The sequence below is a fragment of the Acinetobacter gerneri DSM 14967 = CIP 107464 = MTCC 9824 genome (assembly GCF_000368565.1).
Lineage (GTDB): Bacteria > Pseudomonadota > Gammaproteobacteria > Pseudomonadales > Moraxellaceae > Acinetobacter > Acinetobacter gerneri.
Genome location: NZ_KB849544.1, coordinates 347,210 through 367,907, shown reverse-complemented (window position 1 = coordinate 367,907; position 20,698 = coordinate 347,210). Strand labels below are relative to the sequence as shown.

Annotated in this window: 18 protein-coding genes and 1 other RNA gene; 13 read left to right on the top strand and 6 right to left on the bottom strand. The window is 38.7% G+C overall.

Going from position 1 to position 20,698, the window contains the following annotated elements; genetic code table 11:
• Positions 1–306 precede the first annotated feature (306 nt).
• Both glnG and glnL read right to left on the bottom strand, forming a co-directional pair.
• Positions 307–1,803, bottom strand: a complete 1,497-nt coding sequence (gene glnG / locus F960_RS13005; protein ID WP_004865875.1) for a nitrogen regulation protein NR(I) — start codon at positions 1,801–1,803, stop codon at positions 307–309.
• Positions 1,790–2,899 (bottom strand): nitrogen regulation protein NR(II), encoded by a 1,110-nt coding sequence (gene glnL / locus F960_RS13000; protein ID WP_004865873.1) that lies wholly within the window; start codon positions 2,897–2,899, stop codon positions 1,790–1,792. Before glnL ends, glnG begins: the two co-directional genes overlap by 14 nt.
• Positions 2,900–3,530: 631 nt before the next feature.
• On the opposite strand from glnL, the gene rimO reads away from it, so the two are divergent.
• The 12 genes from rimO to lpxA all read left to right on the top strand — a co-directional run bounded on the left by rimO (position 3,531) and on the right by lpxA (position 15,995).
• Complete coding sequence (gene rimO / locus F960_RS12995; protein ID WP_004865871.1) at positions 3,531–4,874, top strand: 30S ribosomal protein S12 methylthiotransferase RimO; 1,344 nt, start codon at positions 3,531–3,533, stop codon at positions 4,872–4,874.
• 65 nt (positions 4,875–4,939) lie between these two features.
• Positions 4,940–5,668, top strand: a complete 729-nt coding sequence (gene pyrH, locus F960_RS12990; RefSeq protein WP_004865860.1) for a UMP kinase — start codon at positions 4,940–4,942, stop codon at positions 5,666–5,668.
• 79 nt (positions 5,669–5,747) lie between these two features.
• Positions 5,748–6,302, top strand: a complete 555-nt coding sequence (gene frr, locus F960_RS12985) for a ribosome recycling factor (protein ID WP_004865854.1) — start codon at positions 5,748–5,750, stop codon at positions 6,300–6,302.
• A 6-nt stretch (positions 6,303–6,308) separates the two neighbouring features.
• Positions 6,309–7,049, top strand: coding sequence for a polyprenyl diphosphate synthase (gene uppS / locus F960_RS12980; RefSeq protein ID WP_004865853.1), 741 nt, complete (start codon positions 6,309–6,311; stop codon positions 7,047–7,049).
• A gap of 10 nt (positions 7,050–7,059) precedes the next feature.
• Positions 7,060–7,890: a phosphatidate cytidylyltransferase gene (locus F960_RS12975; protein ID WP_004865851.1), complete on the top strand. Its 831-nt coding sequence runs from the start codon at positions 7,060–7,062 to the stop codon at positions 7,888–7,890.
• Positions 7,891–9,087, top strand: a complete 1,197-nt coding sequence (ispC, locus tag F960_RS12970; protein ID WP_004865849.1) for a 1-deoxy-D-xylulose-5-phosphate reductoisomerase — start codon at positions 7,891–7,893, stop codon at positions 9,085–9,087.
• Positions 9,088–9,089: 2 nt separating this feature from the next.
• Positions 9,090–10,445 carry an RIP metalloprotease RseP gene (gene rseP / locus F960_RS12965; protein WP_004865847.1) on the top strand — a complete coding sequence of 452 codons (1,356 nt, stop codon included), beginning with the start codon at positions 9,090–9,092 and terminating at the stop codon, positions 10,443–10,445.
• A gap of 38 nt (positions 10,446–10,483) precedes the next feature.
• A complete protein-coding gene (gene bamA / locus F960_RS12960; RefSeq protein WP_004865837.1) occupies positions 10,484–13,015 on the top strand; it encodes an outer membrane protein assembly factor BamA in 2,532 nt (843 codons plus the stop codon).
• Positions 13,016–13,147: 132 nt separating this feature from the next.
• The gene (locus F960_RS12955; protein WP_004865835.1) at positions 13,148–13,648 is read left to right on the top strand and encodes an OmpH/Skp family outer membrane protein; all 501 of its coding nucleotides are present in this window, start codon (positions 13,148–13,150) and stop codon (positions 13,646–13,648) included.
• 3 nt (positions 13,649–13,651) lie between these two features.
• Entirely contained in the window at positions 13,652–14,722 is a 1,071-nt protein-coding gene (gene lpxD / locus F960_RS12950; protein ID WP_004865834.1) for a UDP-3-O-(3-hydroxymyristoyl)glucosamine N-acyltransferase, read from the top strand.
• A 2-nt stretch (positions 14,723–14,724) separates the two neighbouring features.
• Complete coding sequence (gene fabZ / locus F960_RS12945; RefSeq protein ID WP_004865833.1) at positions 14,725–15,210, top strand: 3-hydroxyacyl-ACP dehydratase FabZ; 486 nt, start codon at positions 14,725–14,727, stop codon at positions 15,208–15,210.
• Entirely contained in the window at positions 15,207–15,995 is a 789-nt protein-coding gene (gene lpxA, locus F960_RS12940; protein WP_004865832.1) for an acyl-ACP--UDP-N-acetylglucosamine O-acyltransferase, read from the top strand. The genes fabZ and lpxA overlap by 4 nt, the downstream gene beginning before the upstream one ends.
• 89 nt (positions 15,996–16,084) lie before the next feature.
• Here lpxA and F960_RS12935 read toward each other — a convergent pair whose 3' ends face one another.
• On the bottom strand, positions 16,085–16,996 hold the full coding sequence (locus F960_RS12935; protein WP_035373313.1) for a YbgF trimerization domain-containing protein: 912 nt from the start codon (positions 16,994–16,996) through the stop codon (positions 16,085–16,087).
• 292 nt (positions 16,997–17,288) lie between these two features.
• Between F960_RS12935 and ffs the strand changes: the two genes are divergently transcribed.
• Positions 17,289–17,385, top strand: an RNA gene (gene ffs, locus F960_RS21895) — signal recognition particle sRNA small type.
• Between the two features lie 65 nt (positions 17,386–17,450).
• On the opposite strand, the gene F960_RS12930 is transcribed toward ffs, so the two are convergent.
• From F960_RS12930 to F960_RS12920, 3 genes are all read right to left on the bottom strand, one after another.
• Positions 17,451–18,110, bottom strand: coding sequence for a regulatory protein RecX (locus F960_RS12930; protein WP_004865830.1), 660 nt, complete (start codon positions 18,108–18,110; stop codon positions 17,451–17,453).
• Positions 18,111–18,151: 41 nt separating this feature from the next.
• Positions 18,152–19,498: a class I adenylate-forming enzyme family protein gene (locus tag F960_RS12925; RefSeq protein ID WP_020846732.1), complete on the bottom strand. Its 1,347-nt coding sequence runs from the start codon at positions 19,496–19,498 to the stop codon at positions 18,152–18,154.
• Between the two features lie 157 nt (positions 19,499–19,655).
• A complete protein-coding gene (locus F960_RS12920) occupies positions 19,656–20,519 on the bottom strand; it encodes an SDR family NAD(P)-dependent oxidoreductase (protein WP_004865826.1) in 864 nt (287 codons plus the stop codon).
• Between the last annotated feature and the right edge of the window lie 179 nt (positions 20,520–20,698).

Here is a 20,698-nt window from a genome sequence, read left to right as displayed (position 1 = left end):
GCCTGAGATAATTTTAGCTACAACCCTGTGGGACGAGAGTATTTTTTGATGCTATTTCGTTGTAGCTTGGTCATTTAGATGACTAAATTTCTCAATCTACGCCTCATACCATCTAAAAAATACTCATCGTCGCAACCAATTTGAAATGTCAACAGACCCTATTGTTAATCTGATTGTTTTTAACGATCATTTGCGCATTTTGCAAGCGCATATTTTTGTTCGGGATATTGGTGATTTAAAATTTTTGCTTGATGATAAAAAGCCATACCAATAGATTTTTATTGATATGGCTGATTTTTATAAAATTTAAGACTCGATAGTCGTTGTTTTGCTTTCTTCCTCATCCTCGTCATCGACTGTATCCATGCCCAACTCTTTGAGTTTACGAGTCAAAGTATTACGACCCCAGCCCAGTAGTTCTGCAGCATGGCGTTTGCGCCCACGAGTTTGTTGCAATGCAGCATTAATCAGCGTTTTTTCAAACATCGGCGTAGCAATGTCCAAAATTTTCATTTCACCATTTTTGAGTTTTTGGATCGCCCATTGTCCAAGTAACTCATCCCAATGATGCAGTGATATACGATCAAAACCACTATTATTTACATTTTCTGCTGCTGCATCCTGTTGAATAGGGATTTGTTTCAACTCAGAAGGGAGGTCTTCTGGATACACTTCACGACCTGTAATCATCACAGTCAGCCATCGGCAGGTATTTTCGAGTTGTCGAACATTACCCGGCCATGGCAATTTTTGCATATATTCTTGAGTTTCTGGACGTAATATTTTTGGACTTACGCCAAGTTCTTTACCTGCACGTGCTAAAAAGTGTTGTGCAAGCATCGGAATATCTTCACTACGATGCGCAAGTTTTGGAATGTGAATACGAATCACATTGAGACGGTGATATAAATCTTCACGGAAACGTCCATCATGTACCAATTTTTCTAAATCTTGGTGTGTTGCCGCCACAATACGCACATCAACACGTACTGGAATATGACCACCCACTCGATAGAACTCGCCATCCGCTAAAACACGCAGTAAACGTGTTTGAGTTTCAAATGGCATATCGCCAATTTCATCTAAAAATAATGTGCCGCCATTGGCTTGTTCAAAACGACCTTGACGCTGTGTATTTGCACCAGTGAAGGCACCTTTTTCGTGTCCAAAAAGTTCAGTTTCAATCAGATCTTTTGGAATGGCTGCCATGTTTAAAGCGATAAAAGGCTTGCTACCACGTGGTGAGTGGCGATGCAGGGCATGTGCGACCAACTCTTTACCTGTACCTGATTCACCATTGATTAGTACTGTAATATGCGATTGTGACAAACGACCAATCGCACGAAAGACCTCTTGCATCGCAGGAGATTCACCAATGATTTCGGTAGATTGGATCGGAGCAACACTTTTAGCTGATTCTTGTTGCTGCAATTTGTTGACATGCATAATGGCGCGATTGACCAGCGCCAGCGCTTCATCGATGTCAAAAGGCTTAGGTAAATATTCAAAAGCCCCAGTTTGATAACTTGATACAGCAGACTCTAAATCAGAATGCGCTGTCATAATGATGACAGGTAAGTCTGGAAAACTGTTTTTTACTTTGCCTAAAAATGTCAAACCATCTATGCCCGGCATACGGATGTCTGTAAGAATTACATCAGGAGCATCGTTGCTGAGTTGGTTTAAAGCAGATTGAGCTTCTTCAAAGCTGGTGACATCAAAACCTTCTTCTTTAAATGTTTTTTCAAGCACCCAGCGCATGGCGCGGTCATCATCGATTACCCATATTTTATTTCGCGACATGGTTAGACTCCCAAGGTAAATATAAGCTAAATACTGTTTTTCCAGGAACTGATTGGCATTCAATCATTCCGTTATGTTGATGCATAATATTTTGTGCAATGCTCAGACCGAGCCCTGTGCCTTTGGCGCGGCCAGTCACCAAAGGATAGAAAACTGATTCTAAAATTTCTTCAGGGACTCCCGGTCCATTGTCTTCTATATCGATACGAACCACTGAACGATTTAATACGCCATTAATCGTCACTAGACGTGCAATGCGGGTACGTAAAATCAATTCAGGTTGATGTTCTATAAAAAATTCTTTATTTTCAGTCATCGCCTGAATAGCATTGACACTAATGTTTAAAATGACTTGGATCATTTGATCTCGATCAGCTTTGACATCGGGCAAAGACAGATCGTAGTCACGCGTAATCTTAATTTTCTTTTTGGTTTGGTTGACAATAAGTGCACGTACACGTTCCAAAGGCTCATGCACATTGATCAATTCATAACTTGGCAATTGTCTAGAACCGAGCATGGTATCTGCAAGGGTACGCAAGCGGTCAACTTCACTAATAATAATGTCGGTAAACTCGCTATATTGAGGGTCGTTTAGACTACGCGCCAATAATTGAGTTGCACCACGGATACCGCCCAAAGGATTTTTAATTTCATGCGCCACGCCACGAATGAGTTGACGTGCGACTTGATGCTGTTGAATAGAGTTTTCTTCTTTGGCAATCTTCAACATGCGATCAATTGGATTTAGTTCGATCAATAAGAGTGGGTGATAAGATTTGCCTGTATTTAGCTGCGAAACGGTATAGTCAACATGAATGTCTTTAAAGTTGACATTGATAATCGCTTCACGTCGCGTGTAGGCTTGACCTTTATTGAGTGCATTTTCTAAAGCTTCTAAAGTATTAAAGCTATCATTAGGTGCATGTAATATGCTGATTACAGGTTGACCAGAAGCACGAAGCAGACTGATATCAAATAGCGCTTCCGAAGATGAATTGAGATAAAAAATATTTAAATCTTTATCGACAAGGAGAATCGCTGTGGTCATGTTGTCCACTAGTAATCGATAATCAATCGTCGGGTATTGATCCATTTGCCAGTTATTCCTGTATTAAAATAGCGCAATTTCAGCTGCATCTATATGGTTAATCCGAGTTTGAATCGGGTTTTGTTATCCAAGTTGCCGATTTACGCGATGAAGATTATGCAAAATGCACGCCAACTTTACATTTTTAAGGCTTTTATCCTGTTCTTATACAAAATCAGTGCAAAATAAATTCAAGTCTGGAGCGTATTTTATGCGTGCTGCTTAAATGAACTATCTGTTGTGCCAAAACTGTGCAGTGTCGCCACAGAAAATAGTGCATGTGAAATTATTTAAAGCAGTGAGCATACAAATGATTAAATTTCGCACATTTGATTTGAAGTCAATAAAGTAGATTTTGTTTATCCCTCTATTTATGACCCAATCAGGTTCAAATAAAACAAACTCAAGTTGTTAAATCGCTCAAAAAATCAAAATAGAGAATATCTTGTTCCAGAAATCCATCTTGAGATTTTAATTGAATCATACTGCAAATATGTTATGCATCAAAATGGTGCATTTTATTATTTTGTTAAAAAACTGGTCGTATTTTGGTGCATTATGCAAAGAGTGCAGTTTTTACCTATTTTTATCGTTAGAAAAGACATACAATACGCGGATTCTAGTGGAGCGCAGATTCATGAAGTCCCCCAAAGTCGGTTTTGTATCTTTAGGTTGTCCTAAGGCATTGGTAGATTCTGAGAGAATTTTAACTCAGTTAAAAACTGAAGGTTATCAAGTCGCATCGGATTATGATGGTGCAGATTTAGTTGTTGTAAATACCTGTGGTTTTATTGAATCTGCAGTACAAGAGTCGTTAGATGCGATTGGCGAAGCCATGAGCTCAAATGGCCGTGTGATTGTGACAGGTTGTATGGGTAAAGACGAAGCTAAAATTCGTGAAATGCACCCAAATGTGTTGAAAGTAACAGGCGCAGCAGCTTATCAAGATGTGATGGAAGCTGTACATGAATATGTACCAGCACCACCTAAGCACAATCCTTTTATTGATTTGGTTCCTGAACAAGGCGTTCGTCTTACACCAAAACATTATGCTTACTTGAAAATATCGGAAGGGTGTAACCATCGTTGTACTTTCTGCATTATTCCAAGCATGCGTGGTGACTTGGTTTCTCGTCCAGTTGGTTCAGTATTGAGTGAAGCCCAAGCACTTAAAAAGGCGGGTGTAAAAGAAGTTTTGGTCATTTCCCAAGATACCTCAGCTTATGGTCTAGATACCAAATACAAGCTTGATTTTTGGAATGGTCAACCTGTCAAAACTAAATTCTTTGATATGTGTGAAGCACTCGGTCAGTTAGGCATTTGGGTGCGTTTACATTATGTTTATCCTTATCCGCACGTGGATGCTGTGATTGATCTCATGGCTCAAGGTAAGATTTTGCCTTATTTGGATATTCCATTCCAACATGCGAGTCCTCGTATTTTAAAACTCATGAAGCGTCCAGCGCATAGTGAAAATACCTTGGAACGTTTGAAATTATGGCGTGAAAAATGTCCTGATTTGGTGATTCGTTCAACATTTGTGGTGGGTTTCCCTGGTGAAACTGAAGAAGACTTCCAAATGTTACTCGATTGGTTGAAAGAAGCTCAGCTTGATCGTGTAGGTTGCTTTACCTATTCACCAGTTGAAGGTGCTACGGCTAACGATTTGCCAGATCATGTGCCAGAAGACATTAAGCAAGAGCGTTATGAACGTTTCATGCAGGTTCAACAAGAAATTTCTTCAGCTAAATTGCAAAAACGTATTGGTCAAACCATGACGGTTCTGGTTGACGGTTTAGAAGACGAATATCCTGTTGCAGTCGCTCGTTCTTATGCAGATGCACCTGAAATTGATGGCAACGTATTTGTTGAAGATATTGATAAGAGCCAAATTAAGCAAGGTGACTTGTTAGAAGTCGAAATTACTGATGCAGATGAATATGATTTATTTGCAAAATTGATCAGTATCAAGTCAGCCTAAAGATTGGTCATTTTATTCACAAATTTATATAAATTAAGATAAAGCTAAGTTTTGGAGATTACGGTATGTCAGATTCAAAAAATCCGCGTTATTCGCGTATCTTATTAAAACTTTCTGGCGAGGCCCTTGCTGGAAATAAAGATATGGGTATTGACGCGCAAGTACTTGATCAAATGTCATTGTCTATTGCACATTTGGTTGGGCTCGGTGTGCAAGTCGGTATCGTTGTTGGTGGCGGTAACTTATATCGTGGTAGCCAGTTGCAAAAAGATGGTTTGGTTGGTCGTGTAACAGGTGACCAAATGGGTATGCTTGCGACAGTAATGAATGGCTTGGCTATGCGTGATGCTTTGGTACGTCGCAATATCAAAACTCGTTTAATGTCAGCACTTCCGATTGGTACAGTGGTTGAGTCTTATTCTAGTCGTGATGCGATTCGTCATCTTACTCAAGGTGAAGTGTGCGTATTTGTTGCAGGTACGGGTAACCCGTTCTTTACGACTGATACAGCAGCATGTTTACGTGGTATCGAGATCGAAGCGAGCTTAATCTTAAAAGCAACTAAAGTTGACGGTGTTTACAATAAAGACCCAAGCAAATATGACGATGCAGTAAAATATGATCATTTGACATTTGACCAAGTGTTGGATGAGAAGTTGGGTGTTATGGATTTGACAGCGATCTGCTTATGTCGTGACCACAATGTGCCACTTCAAGTATTTGATATGAACAAATCTGGCGCATTGCTTTCAGTGGTAATGGGTGAAAAAGAAGGTACTCACGTTACAAATTGATGTACGTGAGCATCAAAGCTCATTATACTACTGCCATTTTAAGTTTTAGACCTTTGACGAAATAAGTAAGGAAGATCATATGATTAACGATCTTAAAAAAGACAGCGAAGATCGCATGCAAAAAACCCTTGATTCACTTGAACAAGGTTTTGCTAAAGTTCGTACGGGCCGTGCGCATCCATCGATTTTAAATGGGGTTATGGTTCCTTACTATGGTTCAGATGTTCCATTAAACCAAGTTGCTAACGTGGGTGTTGAAGATTCACGTACGCTGATCGTACAACCATTTGAACGTACAATGGTTTCTGCGATTGATAAAGCGATTCGTGAAAGTGATTTGGGTTTAAACCCAATTTCTGCTGATGCGATTCGTGTGCCATTACCAGCTTTGACAGAAGAAACTCGTCGTGACATGCAAAAAGTTGCGCGTAATGAAGCTGAAAATGCAAAAATTGCGATTCGTAATATCCGTCGTGATGTTTTAGGCGATATCAAATCATTGTTGAAAGATAAAGAAATTTCAGAAGATGATGAACGCCGTGCAGGTGATGATATTCAAAAAATCACTGATAAATATGTTGCTGAAGTCGATAAACGTCTTGCTGCGAAAGAAGCTGAATTGATGAAGGTCTAAGTTTCAATGACCAATTCAGAAGAGCATCATCTTCCAAAACATGTTGCCATCATTATGGATGGCAACAATCGTTTTGCTAAAAAGAAACAACTGGAAAAAGGACAGGGACACCGTGAAGGGAAAAATGTCCTAGATCCTATCGTAGAATATTGTCGTGAAGTGGGTATAGAAGCGCTCACTGTCTTTGCATTTTCGAGTGAAAACTGGAATAGACCTCAATATGAGGTTGATTTGTTAATGTCTTTATTAAAAGACACGATCAATGAACAGATTCCACGTATGGAAAAATTTGAAATTTCTTTACGTTTTATTGGTGATCGAAGTCGCCTTTCCCCAGAACTTCAAGATTTAATGTTGCATGCCGAACAAAGGACTGCTAAGTTTCGTAACATGACTTTAACAATCGCAGTCAGCTATGGTGGAATGTGGGATATCGCAGATACCGCTAAGCGTCTTGCAATGATGGTTAAAGAGCACAAGCTTGATGTGAATCAGATCGATTCCGATATGTTTGGGCAAAATATTAGTTTAGGTGATTTGGCTCCTGTGGATCTGTTGATTCGCACTGGGGGGGATTATCGTCTATCTAATTTTTTATTATGGCAATCTGCTTATGCAGAGCTATACTTCACCCAGACTTTGTGGCCTGAATTTACCGTTGAAGAATTAGAACATGCGATTGATGTGTTCAATGGGCGTGAAAGACGTTTCGGTAAAACTTCAGAGCAAATTCAACAAGAGAAATAGAGAATACATAATGTTAGAGCGGATTATTACCGCATTGGTCTTGGTTGCAGTGGTCTTGAGCTGTATGTTCGCGACTAAATCACATTATCCAATGTTAGTGTTGATGATTATCGCTGCAGGGGCAGCGGGTTATGAGTGGTTTAAACTCATGCCGAGCAATACTGATCGAGTCAATGTTTTTTATGCAGGATGCTTTGGACTTTTGACAGCTGTAGTGTCTGGTTTAGCATTATATTTTAGTGACCTCGCAATTTTGCTATGGAGCGCTTCAATTCTGACTTGGGTTTTTAGCTTTTTTTGGGTTAAGAACTTTCCAGAATATGATGGTTGGTACAATCCATCGCTCAATGTGATTGGTTTGGTTTTGATTAGTGCGGCTGTTACTGCGATTTATTCGGTTTGGAACTCATCATCGCCTTGGTGGTTGATGTATTTGTTCTTGCTGGTTTGGGGTGCAGACAGTGGTGCATATTTTGTGGGGCGTAAGTTAGGTAAACGCAAACTCGCACCTGATGTGAGTCCTAACAAATCAATCGAAGGTTTATTGGGTGGTTTAGTCACAGTAATTATTGTGATTGTTACTGTTCAATCTGTATATCTGAACTCTTTAACCCTTGCACAGCATATTCTTTTCCTTATTCTTTCTATTATTACTGTGTTCGCATCCGTACTTGGCGATTTGCTTGAATCAATGATTAAGCGTCGTGCCGGTGTGAAAGATTCTGGTCGTGTGTTACCGGGACATGGTGGTGTATTAGATCGAATAGACTCCCTACTTGCAGCAGCACCATTTTTTGCTGCGGCAATGTATATTTTAAATTTAATCGGTGTAGATTTATAGATGACACAATCTGTTTGTATATTGGGTGCTACAGGTTCAATTGGTCAAAGTACCTTGAAAATTTTAGAGCAGCACCCTGAAAAATACTCAGTTTTTGCGGTGACGGCACAGAGTCGTATTCAAGAATTAAGTGAAATATGCAAACAATTTCGACCGAGAGTGGTTGTAGTTCCTGAAAATAAAGTACAGGAATTGCAACAGTATTTAGCGAAGCTTCAGCTCGATCATATTGAGATTTTAACAGGTGAGGATGGTTTGGTTAGTGTTGCCGAACATCCTGAAGTTGATGTGGTCATGGCTGCGATTGTTGGTGCAGCAGGATTATTACCTACCTTAGCAGCAGTAAAATCAGGTAAACGTGTTTTACTTGCAAATAAAGAAGCTTTGGTGATGTCTGGTGATTTGATGATACAGGCTGCTAAAGATCATCAAGCCTTATTGTTACCTGTTGATTCAGAACATAACGCAATATTTCAATGTCTACCGCAAAATTATTTACAAATTGAACGAAATGGACAACCTAAACTCGGGGTTGAAAAAGTATTACTGACTGCCTCAGGTGGTCCATTTCTCAATCACACCTTAGAACAACTCGAAAATGTTACACCCGCGCAAGCAGTCAAGCATCCAAATTGGTCAATGGGTCAAAAAATATCCGTTGATTCAGCAACTTTGATGAATAAAGGTTTGGAATTGATCGAAGCGTGTCATTTGTTTTCAATTTCCGAACATTTTGTTACAGTTGTCGTTCATCCACAAAGTATCATTCATTCTATGGTTCAATATGTAGATGGTTCAACTTTGGCTCAAATGGGAAATCCTGATATGTGTACGCCGATTGCACACGCCTTGGCGTGGCCTGAGCGTATCCAAACACATGTTCCTGCATTGGATCTCTTTGATGTAGCGACACTCAATTTTACTCAACCTGATACCACGCGTTTTCCTGCCTTAAAATTGGCTCGTCAAGCAATGCGTGCAGGTGGTTTAGCCCCATCGATTTTAAATGCGGCGAATGAAGTTGCTGTTGCGGCATTTTTAGAGCAAAAAATTGGCTTTTTACATATTGCACAAGTGGTTGAACATACTTTAAATCACGTTCACAATGGTGTAGCGGATTCGATTGATACAATCTTAGAAACCGACAAACTTGCACGTCAAGCCGCATCTTCACGTATTCACCAGTTGGTAAGCTGATTATGAATGTTCTTTTTATCATTGTTGCAGCCATACTTTTATTGGGTCCACTCATTGCAATACATGAGTTTGGTCACTTTTGGGTCGCACGAAAACTTGGGGTAAAAGTTTTGGTGTATTCAATTGGTTTTGGCCCAACATTGATAAAATGGGTGTCAAAAAAATCAGGTGTTCAATATCAACTTTCGGCAATTCCACTCGGTGGATATGTCAAAATGTTGGATGAACGCGAAGGTGATGTAAAACCTGAAGATTTACCTTTTGCATTCAACCGCCAATCTCCGTGGAAACGAATTGCGATCGTTGCTGCTGGTCCTTTGATCAACTTAATCTTTGCGGTGTTATTGTTCTGGATTTTATTTTTGCCAGCACAAGAACAACTCAATACTCGTGTAGGTAAAGTCTTGCCAAATACACCAGCGGCTATGGTGGATATGCAAGCTGGTGACAAAGTGTTATCCATTGATGGGACACCGACATCGACTTGGGAAAAGTTAAACTATGCGCTGGTTGATCGCATTGGCGAAACGGGTCAAATTCAGGTTGTTGCTGATCGAAATGGTCAAGAAAAGACATTTCAATTGCCAATCCAAGATTTCTTAAAAGACCAAAGTCAATCTACTTTAGATGCTTTGGGTTTTTTACCTTATCAGCCTCAAATTCCTGCCGTTGTGTACAAGTTAAGTAAAGATGGTGCAGCAATTCGACAAGGAATGAAAGAGGGTGACAAGGTTGTCGCGATCGAGGGTAAGCCTGTAAAAGATTGGTTTGATGTGGTTGAAGTTGTTCAGAAATCTCCTGAAAAACTTCTTGCAATTGATGTGTTGCGTCAAGGTCAAATCGTACATTTACAAGTGATGCCACAAGGTAAGCGTGACAGCATGGGCAATGTCAAAGGCTTGCTTGGTGTGGAAGCGCATACAAGTAAAATCACGATTCCTGCAGAATATAAACAAACCATTCAGTATAATCCTGCACAGGCTTTTGTTGTTGCTACAGAAAAAACTGCACAAATTTCTGGAATGATTTTAAATTCAATGGTTAAAATGGTGCGCGGCTTGATTGGTCTAGACAATTTATCAGGCCCGATCACCATTGCAAAAGTTGCAGGACAAAGTGCTGAAATGGGGTGGCAAACCTTTATTTCATTTATGGCGCTGATGAGTGTAAGTCTTGGTATTTTAAATCTTTTACCAATTCCGATGCTTGATGGTGGTCATCTTGTTTATTATTTTATTGAAGCAATACGCGGTAAACCTGTTTCTGAACAAATACAAATAGTTGGTCTGAAAATTGGTATGGTACTGCTTGGAAGCATGATGCTCCTGGCACTATTCAATGATTTTATGCGTTTATAACGTCAGATGGAAAATTAACTTACTGGAAAACTTTAGGCATGCAGCAATCACATTTATTTATGCCCTTGGCACTGGTCAGTGCTATGGTCACTGCACAGCAAGTATATGCGGCAGATCAATTTGTCGTAAAAGATATTAAAATCGAGGGGTTAGTTCGTCTGTCGCCGAGTAACGTGTTGACGATGGTTCCGATTAATAGCGGTGATACAGTTTCTGACTCTCAGGTTGCTGATGCGATTCGAGCATTGTATGCATCAAATATGTTTGATGACATTCAAGTTTCTAAAGATAACGGCACTTTATTGATCAAAGTTGTAGAAAGACCAATCATTTCTAAAATCAACTTTAAAGGCAATAAACTCATTCCTAAAGAAGCTTTGACAGATGGCTTGAAGAAAATGGGAATTGCTGAAGGTGAGGTGCTGAAAAAATCAGCAATTCAGACTTTGGAAAATGAACTTGTTCAGCAATATGCTCAGCAAGGTCGCTATGATGCTGAAATTAAAGTGACTACGGTTGCTCGTCCAAACAACCGTGTTGATTTGGATATCAATTTCAAAGAAGGTAAAGCTGCTAAAGTTTTCAATATTAATGTGATTGGTAATACTGTATTTGATGACGATGACATCAAACAGGCCTTTGCAATTAAAGAAAGTGGTTGGGCATCTATCGTAACGCGTAATGACCGTTATGCACGCGAAAAAATGTCTGCAAGTATGGAAGCTTTACGTGCGTTATATCTCAACAAAGGTTATATCAACTTTGAGATTAATAACTCAAGCTTAGATATTAGTGAAGATAAGAAAAACTTATTTATCGAAGTATCTGTAAAAGAAGGTGATCAATTTAAGTTTGGTCAATCAAAATTCTTAGGTGATGCTTTATATAAGCCTGAAGAATTAAAAGCTTTACAGATCTATAAAGATGGCGCGACTTATTCTCAAGCTCAAGTGAATGCTGTAAAACAACTTTTGCTTCGTAAATATGGTAATGCAGGTTACTACTTTGCTGATGTCAACGTTGTACCTGAAATCAATAACGAAACACATATTGTTGATCTAAATTATTATATTAATCCAGGTCAACAAGTCACTGTACGTCGTATCAATTTCACTGGTAATACCAAAACTGCTGATGAAGTTTTACGTCGTGAAATGCGTCAAATGGAAGGCGCATTGGCGAGTAACGAAAAAATTGATTTATCAAAAATTCGTCTAGAACGTACAGGCTTCTTTAAAACAGTTGATGTTAAACCCGTTCGTGTGCCGGGTGCACCTGACCAAATGGACTTAAATGTCAATGTAGAAGAGCAGCATTCAGGTACGAGTACTTTGGCTGTTGGTTATTCGCAAAATGGTGGTATTACATTCCAAGCAGGTTTGAGCCAAACCAACTTCTTTGGTACGGGTAACCGTGTTGCGATGGATTTCTCTCGTTCAGAAACCCAAGATTATTATAACTTAAGTGTGACAGACCCGTATTTTACCATCGATGGTATTAGCCGTGGTTATAATGCCTACTATCGTAAAACCAAGCTTAGTTCTGACTATAACGTAAATAACTATGTAACAGATAGTTTTGGTGGTGGTTTGACATTTGGTTATCCAATTGATGAAAACCAAAACATTAGTGCAGGTCTGACTCTAGATAATACCAAAGTAACGACAGGACCTTATGTTTCAACTTATGTTGCAGATTATTTAAAAGCCAATGGTGGAAAAAAAACCATTATTGATGAGCCTATCTGCTATCCAAAAACAGGCTCTGGCCTTACAGAGACTCAGAAACCAAATGCTGATGGTACGTGTGATAATCCAGATCAGTATAACTATATTGCTGAGTCAGAGCGTTGGACTGGAGAGTATTTTACTTTTGCTTTAAACCTAGGTTGGTCATATAACACTTTAAATCGTCCTATTTTTCCAACTTCAGGTATGTCGCATCGTGTGAACCTTGAGGTTGCTGGTGGTGATGCTGATTATCAAAAGATTACTTATGATACTCAAGCATTTCTTCCTCTTGGTAAAGACTTTGTACTTCGCGGTTATGGTAAGTTAGGTTATGGTAATGATTTACCATTCTGGAAAAACTACTTTGCTGGTGGTTATGGTTCGGTACGTGGTTATGACAACAGTACACTAGGGCCATATTATCCAAGTTTAAATATTAATAACTCAAAACAGCAAGATACGGATCCTGAGCGAGTAGGTGGTAATGCAATGGTTACTTTTGGTACTGAGCTTGCTTTACCAGTTCCATTTAAAGGTGACTGGGCACGACAAGTACGCCCTGTGATTTTTGCTGAAGGTGGTCAAGTTTTCGATACTCAATGTAATAGTAGTAGTACTGATTTATATATCAATGGTAAAGATCAAGCACCTATAAATGCAAAACAGTATTGTAAAGATAACTTTAACTTTGATGCTAGCAACTTCCGTTATAGTGTGGGCGTAGGCTTTACTTGGATCACGATGATTGGTCCATTATCACTAAGTTATGCATTCCCATTGAATGATAAACCAGGCGATGAAACGAAAGAGATTCAATTTGAGATCGGTCGTACATTCTAAAGATTTGCGATCAATTTGATTTACGACATGATTTGTTGTATTGCTGATAAGGGCTATTTGTTTGTCTAAAATAAATAGTCCTTTATTATAATCAGTACAGCATAAACAGATGTGAAAATATCGGAGTGAAAAATGAATAAAATAGCAGCTTCAATTTTAGCTTTGGGGATAGGGTTTAGTGGTTTAGGACATGCGGCAGGTATTGCTGTGATTGATCTCGAAAAAGTGATCCAAAACAGCACCTATTTAAAACAGCAAGACGCCAGTCTTCAGCAGTCGGTAAAACCACAAACCACTAAGCTTGAGCAATTGGGTAAAGATATTGAGGCTCTACGTCAAAAAGCTCAAGCCCAAGGTGCGAACGCCAATGCTGCAAATATTCAGCAACTCTCAACTCAATACCAAGCAAAAGTGACTGAGTATCAATCAATTCAGCAAGGCGTTCAGTCAAAAATGCAGAATTCTTTGCAGACCATGAACCGTACTTTTGAGGCAAAATTGAAGCAAGCTGCTGAACAATTGCGCCAAGAGAACGGTTTAGACTATATTTTGAATAAAAATGCAGCAATGGCATATGACCCAAAGAATGATTTAACTGATAAAATGATTCAAAAGGTTAACGCGCTAAAATAAACGATGAATATACATCAATATCGTCTTGAAGAATTGGCAAAAATCGTCAATGGTGAATTGATCGGGCAAGCTGATTTTCAGATTGTGGGATTGGCGAGTCTAGCTCAAGCAAAAGCAAATCAAATTTCGTTTGTAAATGGTGATAAATATTTAGATACAGCGGTGCTTTCTACGGCTGGCGCATTGATTATCAATCAAAGCCTCAAAGAGCATTTGCCTGCACATCAAAACTTTATCATTGTAGATAATCCATATTTAGCTTTTGCAATTTTGACCCATGTTTTTGAGCCTAAGTTTACGAAACAAGGGGTTGAAAAAACGGCACAGATTGATCCTTCTGCGGTTATTTCTGAGAGTGCTTATATTGGTCATTATGTTGTGATCGGCGCAGATTGTGTGATTGGAGATGATACGATTATCCAGTCACAAGCCAAGATTGATGATGGGGTGAAGATTGGTAAAGCATGTTTTATCGATTCTCATGTGACCATCACAGGAATGGCAAAGATTGGTGACCGTGTTCGTATCCATGCCAATACTGTTATCGGCAGCGAAGGTTTTGGATTTGCACCTTATCAAGGAAAATGGAATCGAATCGCTCAATTGGGCTCAGTTCAAATCGGTAATGATGTTCGAATTGGTTCAAATTGTAGTATAGATCGTGGTGCAATTGATGACACTATTTTAGAAAATGGCGTCATTATTGATAACCTTGTGCAAATCGCACATAACGTTCGTATCGGTGAAAATACAGCGATCGCTGCTAAAAGTGGTATTGCTGGAAGCACTACAATTGGCAAAAATTGTATCCTTGCTGGGGCTTGTGGTGTCGTAGGGCACCTAACCATAACTGATAATGTGACATTTACTGGAATGTCAATGGTCACAAAAAATATTTTAGAGCCTGGTACTTATTCTTCTGGTACAGGTTTAATGGAAAATTCTCAATGGAAACGGGCGGTTGTTCGCTTTAGACAATTAGCAGATGTGCCATTGACCAAAATCATGAAACGCCTTGATCATATACAGGCTCAAATAGAGTCCATTGAATCAACTTTGAAATTGCGTAAATAATTATGACTGAGTCTAAATCTCTACCTTTTGCGGTTCCTGAACTTCCTATGCACGTACAAACAATTCGTGAGTACTTGCCACATCGCTACCCATTTTTATTGGTAGATCGTGTCACTGAAGTTACAGAAAGTGGGATTGTTGGGTACAAAAACGTATCAATCAATGAAGAATTTTTGCAAGGTCATTTCCCGAATTATCCTATTATGCCGGGTGTATTGATCATCGAAGCAATGGCGCAAATCTCTGGTGTATTGGGTTTTATCATGAATAATGTGAAACCGACAGCAGATTCGTTATTTCTTTTTGCTGGTGCAGAAAAAATCCGATTTAAAAAACAAGTCGTTGCAGGCGATCAACTTGTGTTAAAATCGGAGCTTGTTATGCAAAAGCGTGGTATCTACAAATACAGTTGTACAGCAAGTGTAGATGGTATTGTAGCGACTACTGCTGAAATTATCATATCTCATCAGAAACTAGAGCAGGCATGAGCAATAAAGACCTAATTCATCCTACAGCTATTATTGACTCATCTGCAGTGATTGCTCCAGATGTAGAAATTGGTCCGTATTGTATAATCGGGCCAGAAGTGACTATTGGAACTGGTACGAAACTCCATTCACATGTTGTGGTTGGAGGGTATACTCGCATTGGTGAACATAATGAAATTTTTCAGTTCGCTAGTGTTGGTGAGGTATGCCAAGATCTCAAATTTAATGGCGAAATCACTTGGCTTGAAATTGGGGATCATAACGCGATTCGTGAGCATTGCAGCTTACATCGTGGCACGATTCAAGATCAAGGTATTACCAAATTGGGTAGTTATAACCTATTGATGGTTAATACGCATATCGCTCATGACTGTGTTGTTGGTGACTACAATATTTTTGCCAATAATGTAGGTGTGGCAGGGCACGTGCATGTGGGAAGTTATGTTGTCGTTGGTGGAAACTCAGGTATTCACCAGTTCTGCAAGATTGACTCATTCAGCATGATCGGTGGTGCATCACTTATTTTAAAAGATGTACCGGCTTATGTCATGGTTTCTGGTAATCCTGCGCATGCATTTGGTATGAACGTTGAAGGTATGCGTCGTAAAGGCTGGTCTAAAGAGGTCATCCAAGGGCTGAGACAAGCGTTTAAATTGATCTATAAGACAGGTTTAACGACTCAGCAAGCTTTAGATAAGATCAAAGCTGAAATTCTTCCTGAGATTGATGAGGTTCAGTTGCTGATTGACTCTTTAGAACAATCACAGCGTGGTATTATCCGCTAAAGATTTATTTTTAAAAAAATCTAAGCAGCTAAAATGCAAATATAAAAAAAGACATCAGATGATGTCTTTTTTTATGGCTATCATTTAACTTAAGATTTTTTGAAATATCCAGCTTCTTCAGATTTTGGATATGTATTTAAAAGTTTTGTTTTATATACATTTGCAGAGGCCATATTTTTATTTACATCCTTTGAAATGCTATACAACTGATATAAAGCGCGTGGGGCTTTTGCTGAATCTGGGAATTTTGCAGCAACGATTTCGTAGTTCTTTTTGGCTTCATTATAATTTGGCGGGTCGATCGCCAAGTTAAACTCAGCTAACCAAAAGTGTGCATTACCTGTGTAGACGCTATTTGGATAACTTTTAATAAAGTTTTGCATTGGAGCAATCGCTTGTTTTGCACCACCTTTTTTATATGCATCTAAGGCAACAGTATAAGCCGCTTTCTCAAGCTCTTTAGAGTCACTGGTATTGACGTTGTTTTTGACAGCTACATTATTGTTTGAAGCTTGGTTATTTGCTGTCGTTGGCTGAGCTGTGGTGTTTTTTGTAGCAGGAGCTGCTACTGAATTTGAATTGCTTGGAGCAGCTTGTTGATGATCACCTTCGCCATTTTCATCACTTTGTTCTTCAGGTGGATCAATTTTTTGGTTGAGCAATTCTATACGTTTATCAATGTCAGTATAACGATTTTGCAGATCCTTGCTCAGCTGATCAATGGTATTGTCTTGTTCTTCAAGTTTGCCACGTAGATCTCGAATTTGAGCTTCTAATTCTTGGTTTTTTTGATATAAATTCCAGTTCATATTGCCTGCAACAGCATTGGGTACGGTTGCACCGATATTGCTCGCACCAGAGCTTGAACTCGATTGATTTGCAGTATTATATGAGCCTGAGCCATCTGCTTGGCTTAAACCTCTATTTTCAATAGGAATTGCGAAGGCTGTAGCAGAACCTAAAAAGGTCATTAAAAAAAGTGCATGCTTAGCGAGCATAATTAAATCCATTAAAACTTAGATTTATGATCTAAGCTTGAGTGCTAGATCAATGACATAATCAAATTAATAAGTCATTTAAAACGGCTCTGCATTTAAATGCAAGATACTTTTACAATCTTAAGCATTTTTCTGTTGATCTCTCCATATTTGCTTAAATTACTCGTGAAAAACGTTTTTTTAAGCAATATTTGATGAGTAAATAGTCAATCGAATGAATAACTTGTTATATGAACAAAAACTGACTTGCAAGAAATTAAAAAATCTCTATACTCTGTTCCTGCAATGGTAGCCCCGCTGGTGGCTTCGCAATTGTACTCTGTGAACCCCGCCAGGACCGGAAGGTAGCAACGGTAACAGAACTACGATGTGCCGAGGTTTTGCTAGTGGGGTTGCCACCATATATTTCTAATGATAATTTATTGTATTTCTCATTTTTTAATCTCAAATTTATATCTCAATCATCATCTATTTTACGTGAAATTGCTTTCATAATCGCATCCATTTCAAAACCACGATATTGTAAAAACCGAATTTGTTTTGCTTTTAATTTTGGCTCTTTGGCAACATCAGTTCCATATTTTTTAACTTTGAGTTGATAGGCTTGCTCATACCAATCGATCTCACGCATGTCTTCTTGAACAAGGGTTTTATCAAGGTGCTTAGATCGTAAAGCCAATTTGATGCGATTTGGTCCTTTTCCTTTACGCATTTGCGAACGTAAAGTCATTTCTGCGACACGTTGATCACTTTGATAATTTTCTTGGGCAAGCTCATCGACCAACGTGAGAACTTCTTCGCGATTTTGCGCATATAAGCTCAGCTTTTCGATTAAATCAACTTTTGAGTACTCTTTGCGGGTGAGTACTGCAAAAGCATAAGAGCGCAAACGAGAGCCTGTTAGTAGTGGTCTTTGATATTCAGTTTTATTTTGATCAAATGATAAAGCACGGTCTTGTTCATACTGTAATTTTTCACTAGAAAAATCGACAATTTCATCATTTGAATCAGCAGGTCTTTGAGCTGATGATGTTAACTGATCTTGCTGATCGAGTTCGGCAAATTGTTGCTTGAGTTGTTCATAATCAAGCATTTTTGGAAATTTTGAATCAGACATGATCTTGTCTATGCACACCATTTTTATTGAAGTATACCAGTTTAGCGATTATTTGAGCTTAGGTCGTATTTATTTGCTGTAATTATGGGTTTGCCTATACTATCCGTTGCAATTTCCGTCACGATATTGATGTATTTAGGGCGTAAATAACGAGGCGTTTGTGTTTCCAACCATGTTTGAATTTCTTGTAAAAATTCGACATTATTTACTTGATGATTCTTTAAAATGATTTGGCTCGCCAAACATTGTCCCATCTGCTCATCATGGATTGCAAAAGCTTGTGCTGCTTTGATATTGGGGTGTTTTAATAAAATATTTTCCAAATCGATAGGGTAGACATTGACGCCACCACAAATCAACATATCATCTTGCCGACCTTTGAGATAAAAATAACCTTGCTCGTCACGATAAGCGAGATCACCACATTGCATCCATTGATTTGGTCGAACTGACCATGCACATTTTGACCAAAGTAGACCGATTTGATGATCATTAAGGATACGCTGATTTTCATCACGGATCTGAATCTGTACTCCTTTGATCGCTTTACCGATACTTTCTGGATGCTCTGCTAAGTCAGTTGCATTGGCGTAGATATTGATCCCTGTTTCGCTGCTGCCATAAAGATTGAAGATTTGAACTGTCGGATATTTCGCTACGGTTTTGTGATACAACGTAGTATTTAAAGGTGCACTACCCGTGATAATCATGCGGACTGGACTTAGATCTTGTTGCTGTTCTAAGAGTCTAAACAATATAGTTGGTACTAGATTTAAACTATCTACTTGATATTTTTTAATCATTTTGATCGCTTTTTTTGCATCAAAACGACTTTGTAAGATCACGGTTTTGGCAAAGCTTAAAGCCAAAATACTGGCAGTTAACCCTGCTGCATGACAGATGGGCGTCATGATAAATATTTGTTTGATCTTAAAAAATTTAAGTTTTATAAGTAATAAGTCCAATAATGCGATCGCCTGCCAAGGTTTACTTTGTCGAGTTGCGATTTTGGGGATACCTGTCGAGCCAGATGAGCAGACACTGATGAGATTAAAAAAGCTGGGTTTTAGATTATTGTTATCATGATTTTTGACGTTAAATTGCTGATCTATGATTGTAAATTGTTCAGCATCCTTTGTTTTGATATTTTCAAGCAATGCTTCCACTTTTTGGGCATATTCGGCACTACAAAAAATAAAAAGCTTTTGCTGCTCAATGATTACCTTGAGTTTATCTTCTACCAAATTGGGATTTAAAATAACCAGTTCTTTACCTAAGCGACTTAATGCAAAAAGTGCAGCAATGCTATGGAGACTATTTTCAAGCATCAATCCGATTTTGTTTGGTATGGGTTCTCTGTACCAATGCGCAATATATTGATCACTCATATATTTCAGAGTTTCACAATCAATTTCCTGATCATCAATAATTAAAACGACTTTATGCGCAGAAATCCTGTGATGTGAGTCCAGAATCGTATATAGATTGATGCCATGTTTGCAAACGCTGTATATCAGACTAAAAAACCATTTTATCCAGTACATTTCACATATTCCGTTTCAGTAGGTTGCGATAAAAAAACTGGATTGGTGTAGCAAATACGATACAGCACAATTGTGCGATGCTGAGCCACCAAGGTTGCCACTGACGCTTATTGTGGGCTGCACAAGCTAAAATGGCATCAGCAGCTTTGGTTGGAAGCATGGCTGGCATTGAGGCGTACTGCGCTGTAGGGAGGATCATTCGCGTTCGTACTAAGGGAAGATAGATGAGCGCAGCATTGATATTGTGGATTTTAAGTTCAGGCTGAATCGCCTTGATCCATTCTGCAAAAGCGCTTTTGGATGCTTGATAATTTGCCCACAATGGTGGAGCAAATAATTTGGCATTAATTGTAGATACAACCAAAATCTGACTTTGATGCTGTTGATTTGAAGTTGTTTTTAAGTCATTTAAAAATAAACGTGTTAAATGTGCCGGATTGAGATAGTTAATATGAATGGTACGGTCAATATCTTGAGGACGATCTATGCTTTTCCAGATCGAACGTTGGATGGATTTTCCTGCATTGTGGATGAGGCAGTCTATTTTTAACTGAAGTTGTTGCACCTGCTGATAAATCAACTCACTACTAGAAATATCATATAAATCAGCAACGATATAGTGAATTTTACAATGTGGCGATTCAAGTTCATTTTTAAGTGAAATAAGTTTTTCTTCAGTACGTGCAACTAAGATCAACTGACATGGAATTTGGGCGAGTTTTCGTACACAGGCTTCACCAATGCCAAACGTAGCACCTGTAATTAAAATAGTTTTATTTTCAAATGTTTCTGTGAGCTTCGCTTGGGAAATATGTGGTGTATAGAAAAATAGTCTTTCGATGCACGTTCTTATCCATTTTTGCATAGGATGTTTTATTTTTTATAGGGATGTCTGTATTTATAGCGTATTTTCGATGTTTTTGACACATTGAATGTTTAATTGTTCGCATGAATCATATTTTATGATTTGTTTCTGCTGCGAATCAAAGTCTGAAATAAAAAACGCCCCGTGAGGCGTCTTTTAGGATTCTGATATTTTAATAA

Excerpts from the sequence above, each read along its gene's own strand:
- frr (WP_004865854.1), top strand. The coding sequence starts at position 5,748 with ATGATTAACGATCTTAAAAAAGACAGCGAAGATCGCATGCAAAAAACC.
- uppS (WP_004865853.1), top strand. The coding sequence starts at position 6,309 with ATGACCAATTCAGAAGAGCATCATCTTCCAAAACATGTTGCCATCATT.
- lpxA (WP_004865832.1), top strand. The coding sequence starts at position 15,207 with ATGAGCAATAAAGACCTAATTCATCCTACAGCTATTATTGACTCATCT.
- fabZ (WP_004865833.1), top strand. The coding sequence starts at position 14,725 with ATGACTGAGTCTAAATCTCTACCTTTTGCGGTTCCTGAACTTCCTATG.
- lpxD (WP_004865834.1), top strand. The coding sequence starts at position 13,652 with ATGAATATACATCAATATCGTCTTGAAGAATTGGCAAAAATCGTCAAT.
- rimO (WP_004865871.1), top strand. The coding sequence starts at position 3,531 with ATGAAGTCCCCCAAAGTCGGTTTTGTATCTTTAGGTTGTCCTAAGGCA.
- bamA (WP_004865837.1), top strand. The coding sequence starts at position 10,484 with ATGCAGCAATCACATTTATTTATGCCCTTGGCACTGGTCAGTGCTATG.
- pyrH (WP_004865860.1), top strand. The coding sequence starts at position 4,940 with ATGTCAGATTCAAAAAATCCGCGTTATTCGCGTATCTTATTAAAACTT.
- F960_RS12930 (WP_004865830.1), bottom strand. The coding sequence starts at position 18,110 with ATGTCTGATTCAAAATTTCCAAAAATGCTTGATTATGAACAACTCAAG.
- F960_RS12975 (WP_004865851.1), top strand. The coding sequence starts at position 7,060 with ATGTTAGAGCGGATTATTACCGCATTGGTCTTGGTTGCAGTGGTCTTG.
- F960_RS12925 (WP_020846732.1), bottom strand. The coding sequence starts at position 19,498 with ATGAGTGATCAATATATTGCGCATTGGTACAGAGAACCCATACCAAAC.
- glnL (WP_004865873.1), bottom strand. The coding sequence starts at position 2,899 with ATGGATCAATACCCGACGATTGATTATCGATTACTAGTGGACAACATG.
- F960_RS12920 (WP_004865826.1), bottom strand. The coding sequence starts at position 20,519 with ATGCAAAAATGGATAAGAACGTGCATCGAAAGACTATTTTTCTATACA.
- rseP (WP_004865847.1), top strand. The coding sequence starts at position 9,090 with ATGAATGTTCTTTTTATCATTGTTGCAGCCATACTTTTATTGGGTCCA.
- ispC (WP_004865849.1), top strand. The coding sequence starts at position 7,891 with ATGACACAATCTGTTTGTATATTGGGTGCTACAGGTTCAATTGGTCAA.
- glnG (WP_004865875.1), bottom strand. The coding sequence starts at position 1,803 with ATGTCGCGAAATAAAATATGGGTAATCGATGATGACCGCGCCATGCGC.
- F960_RS12955 (WP_004865835.1), top strand. The coding sequence starts at position 13,148 with ATGAATAAAATAGCAGCTTCAATTTTAGCTTTGGGGATAGGGTTTAGT.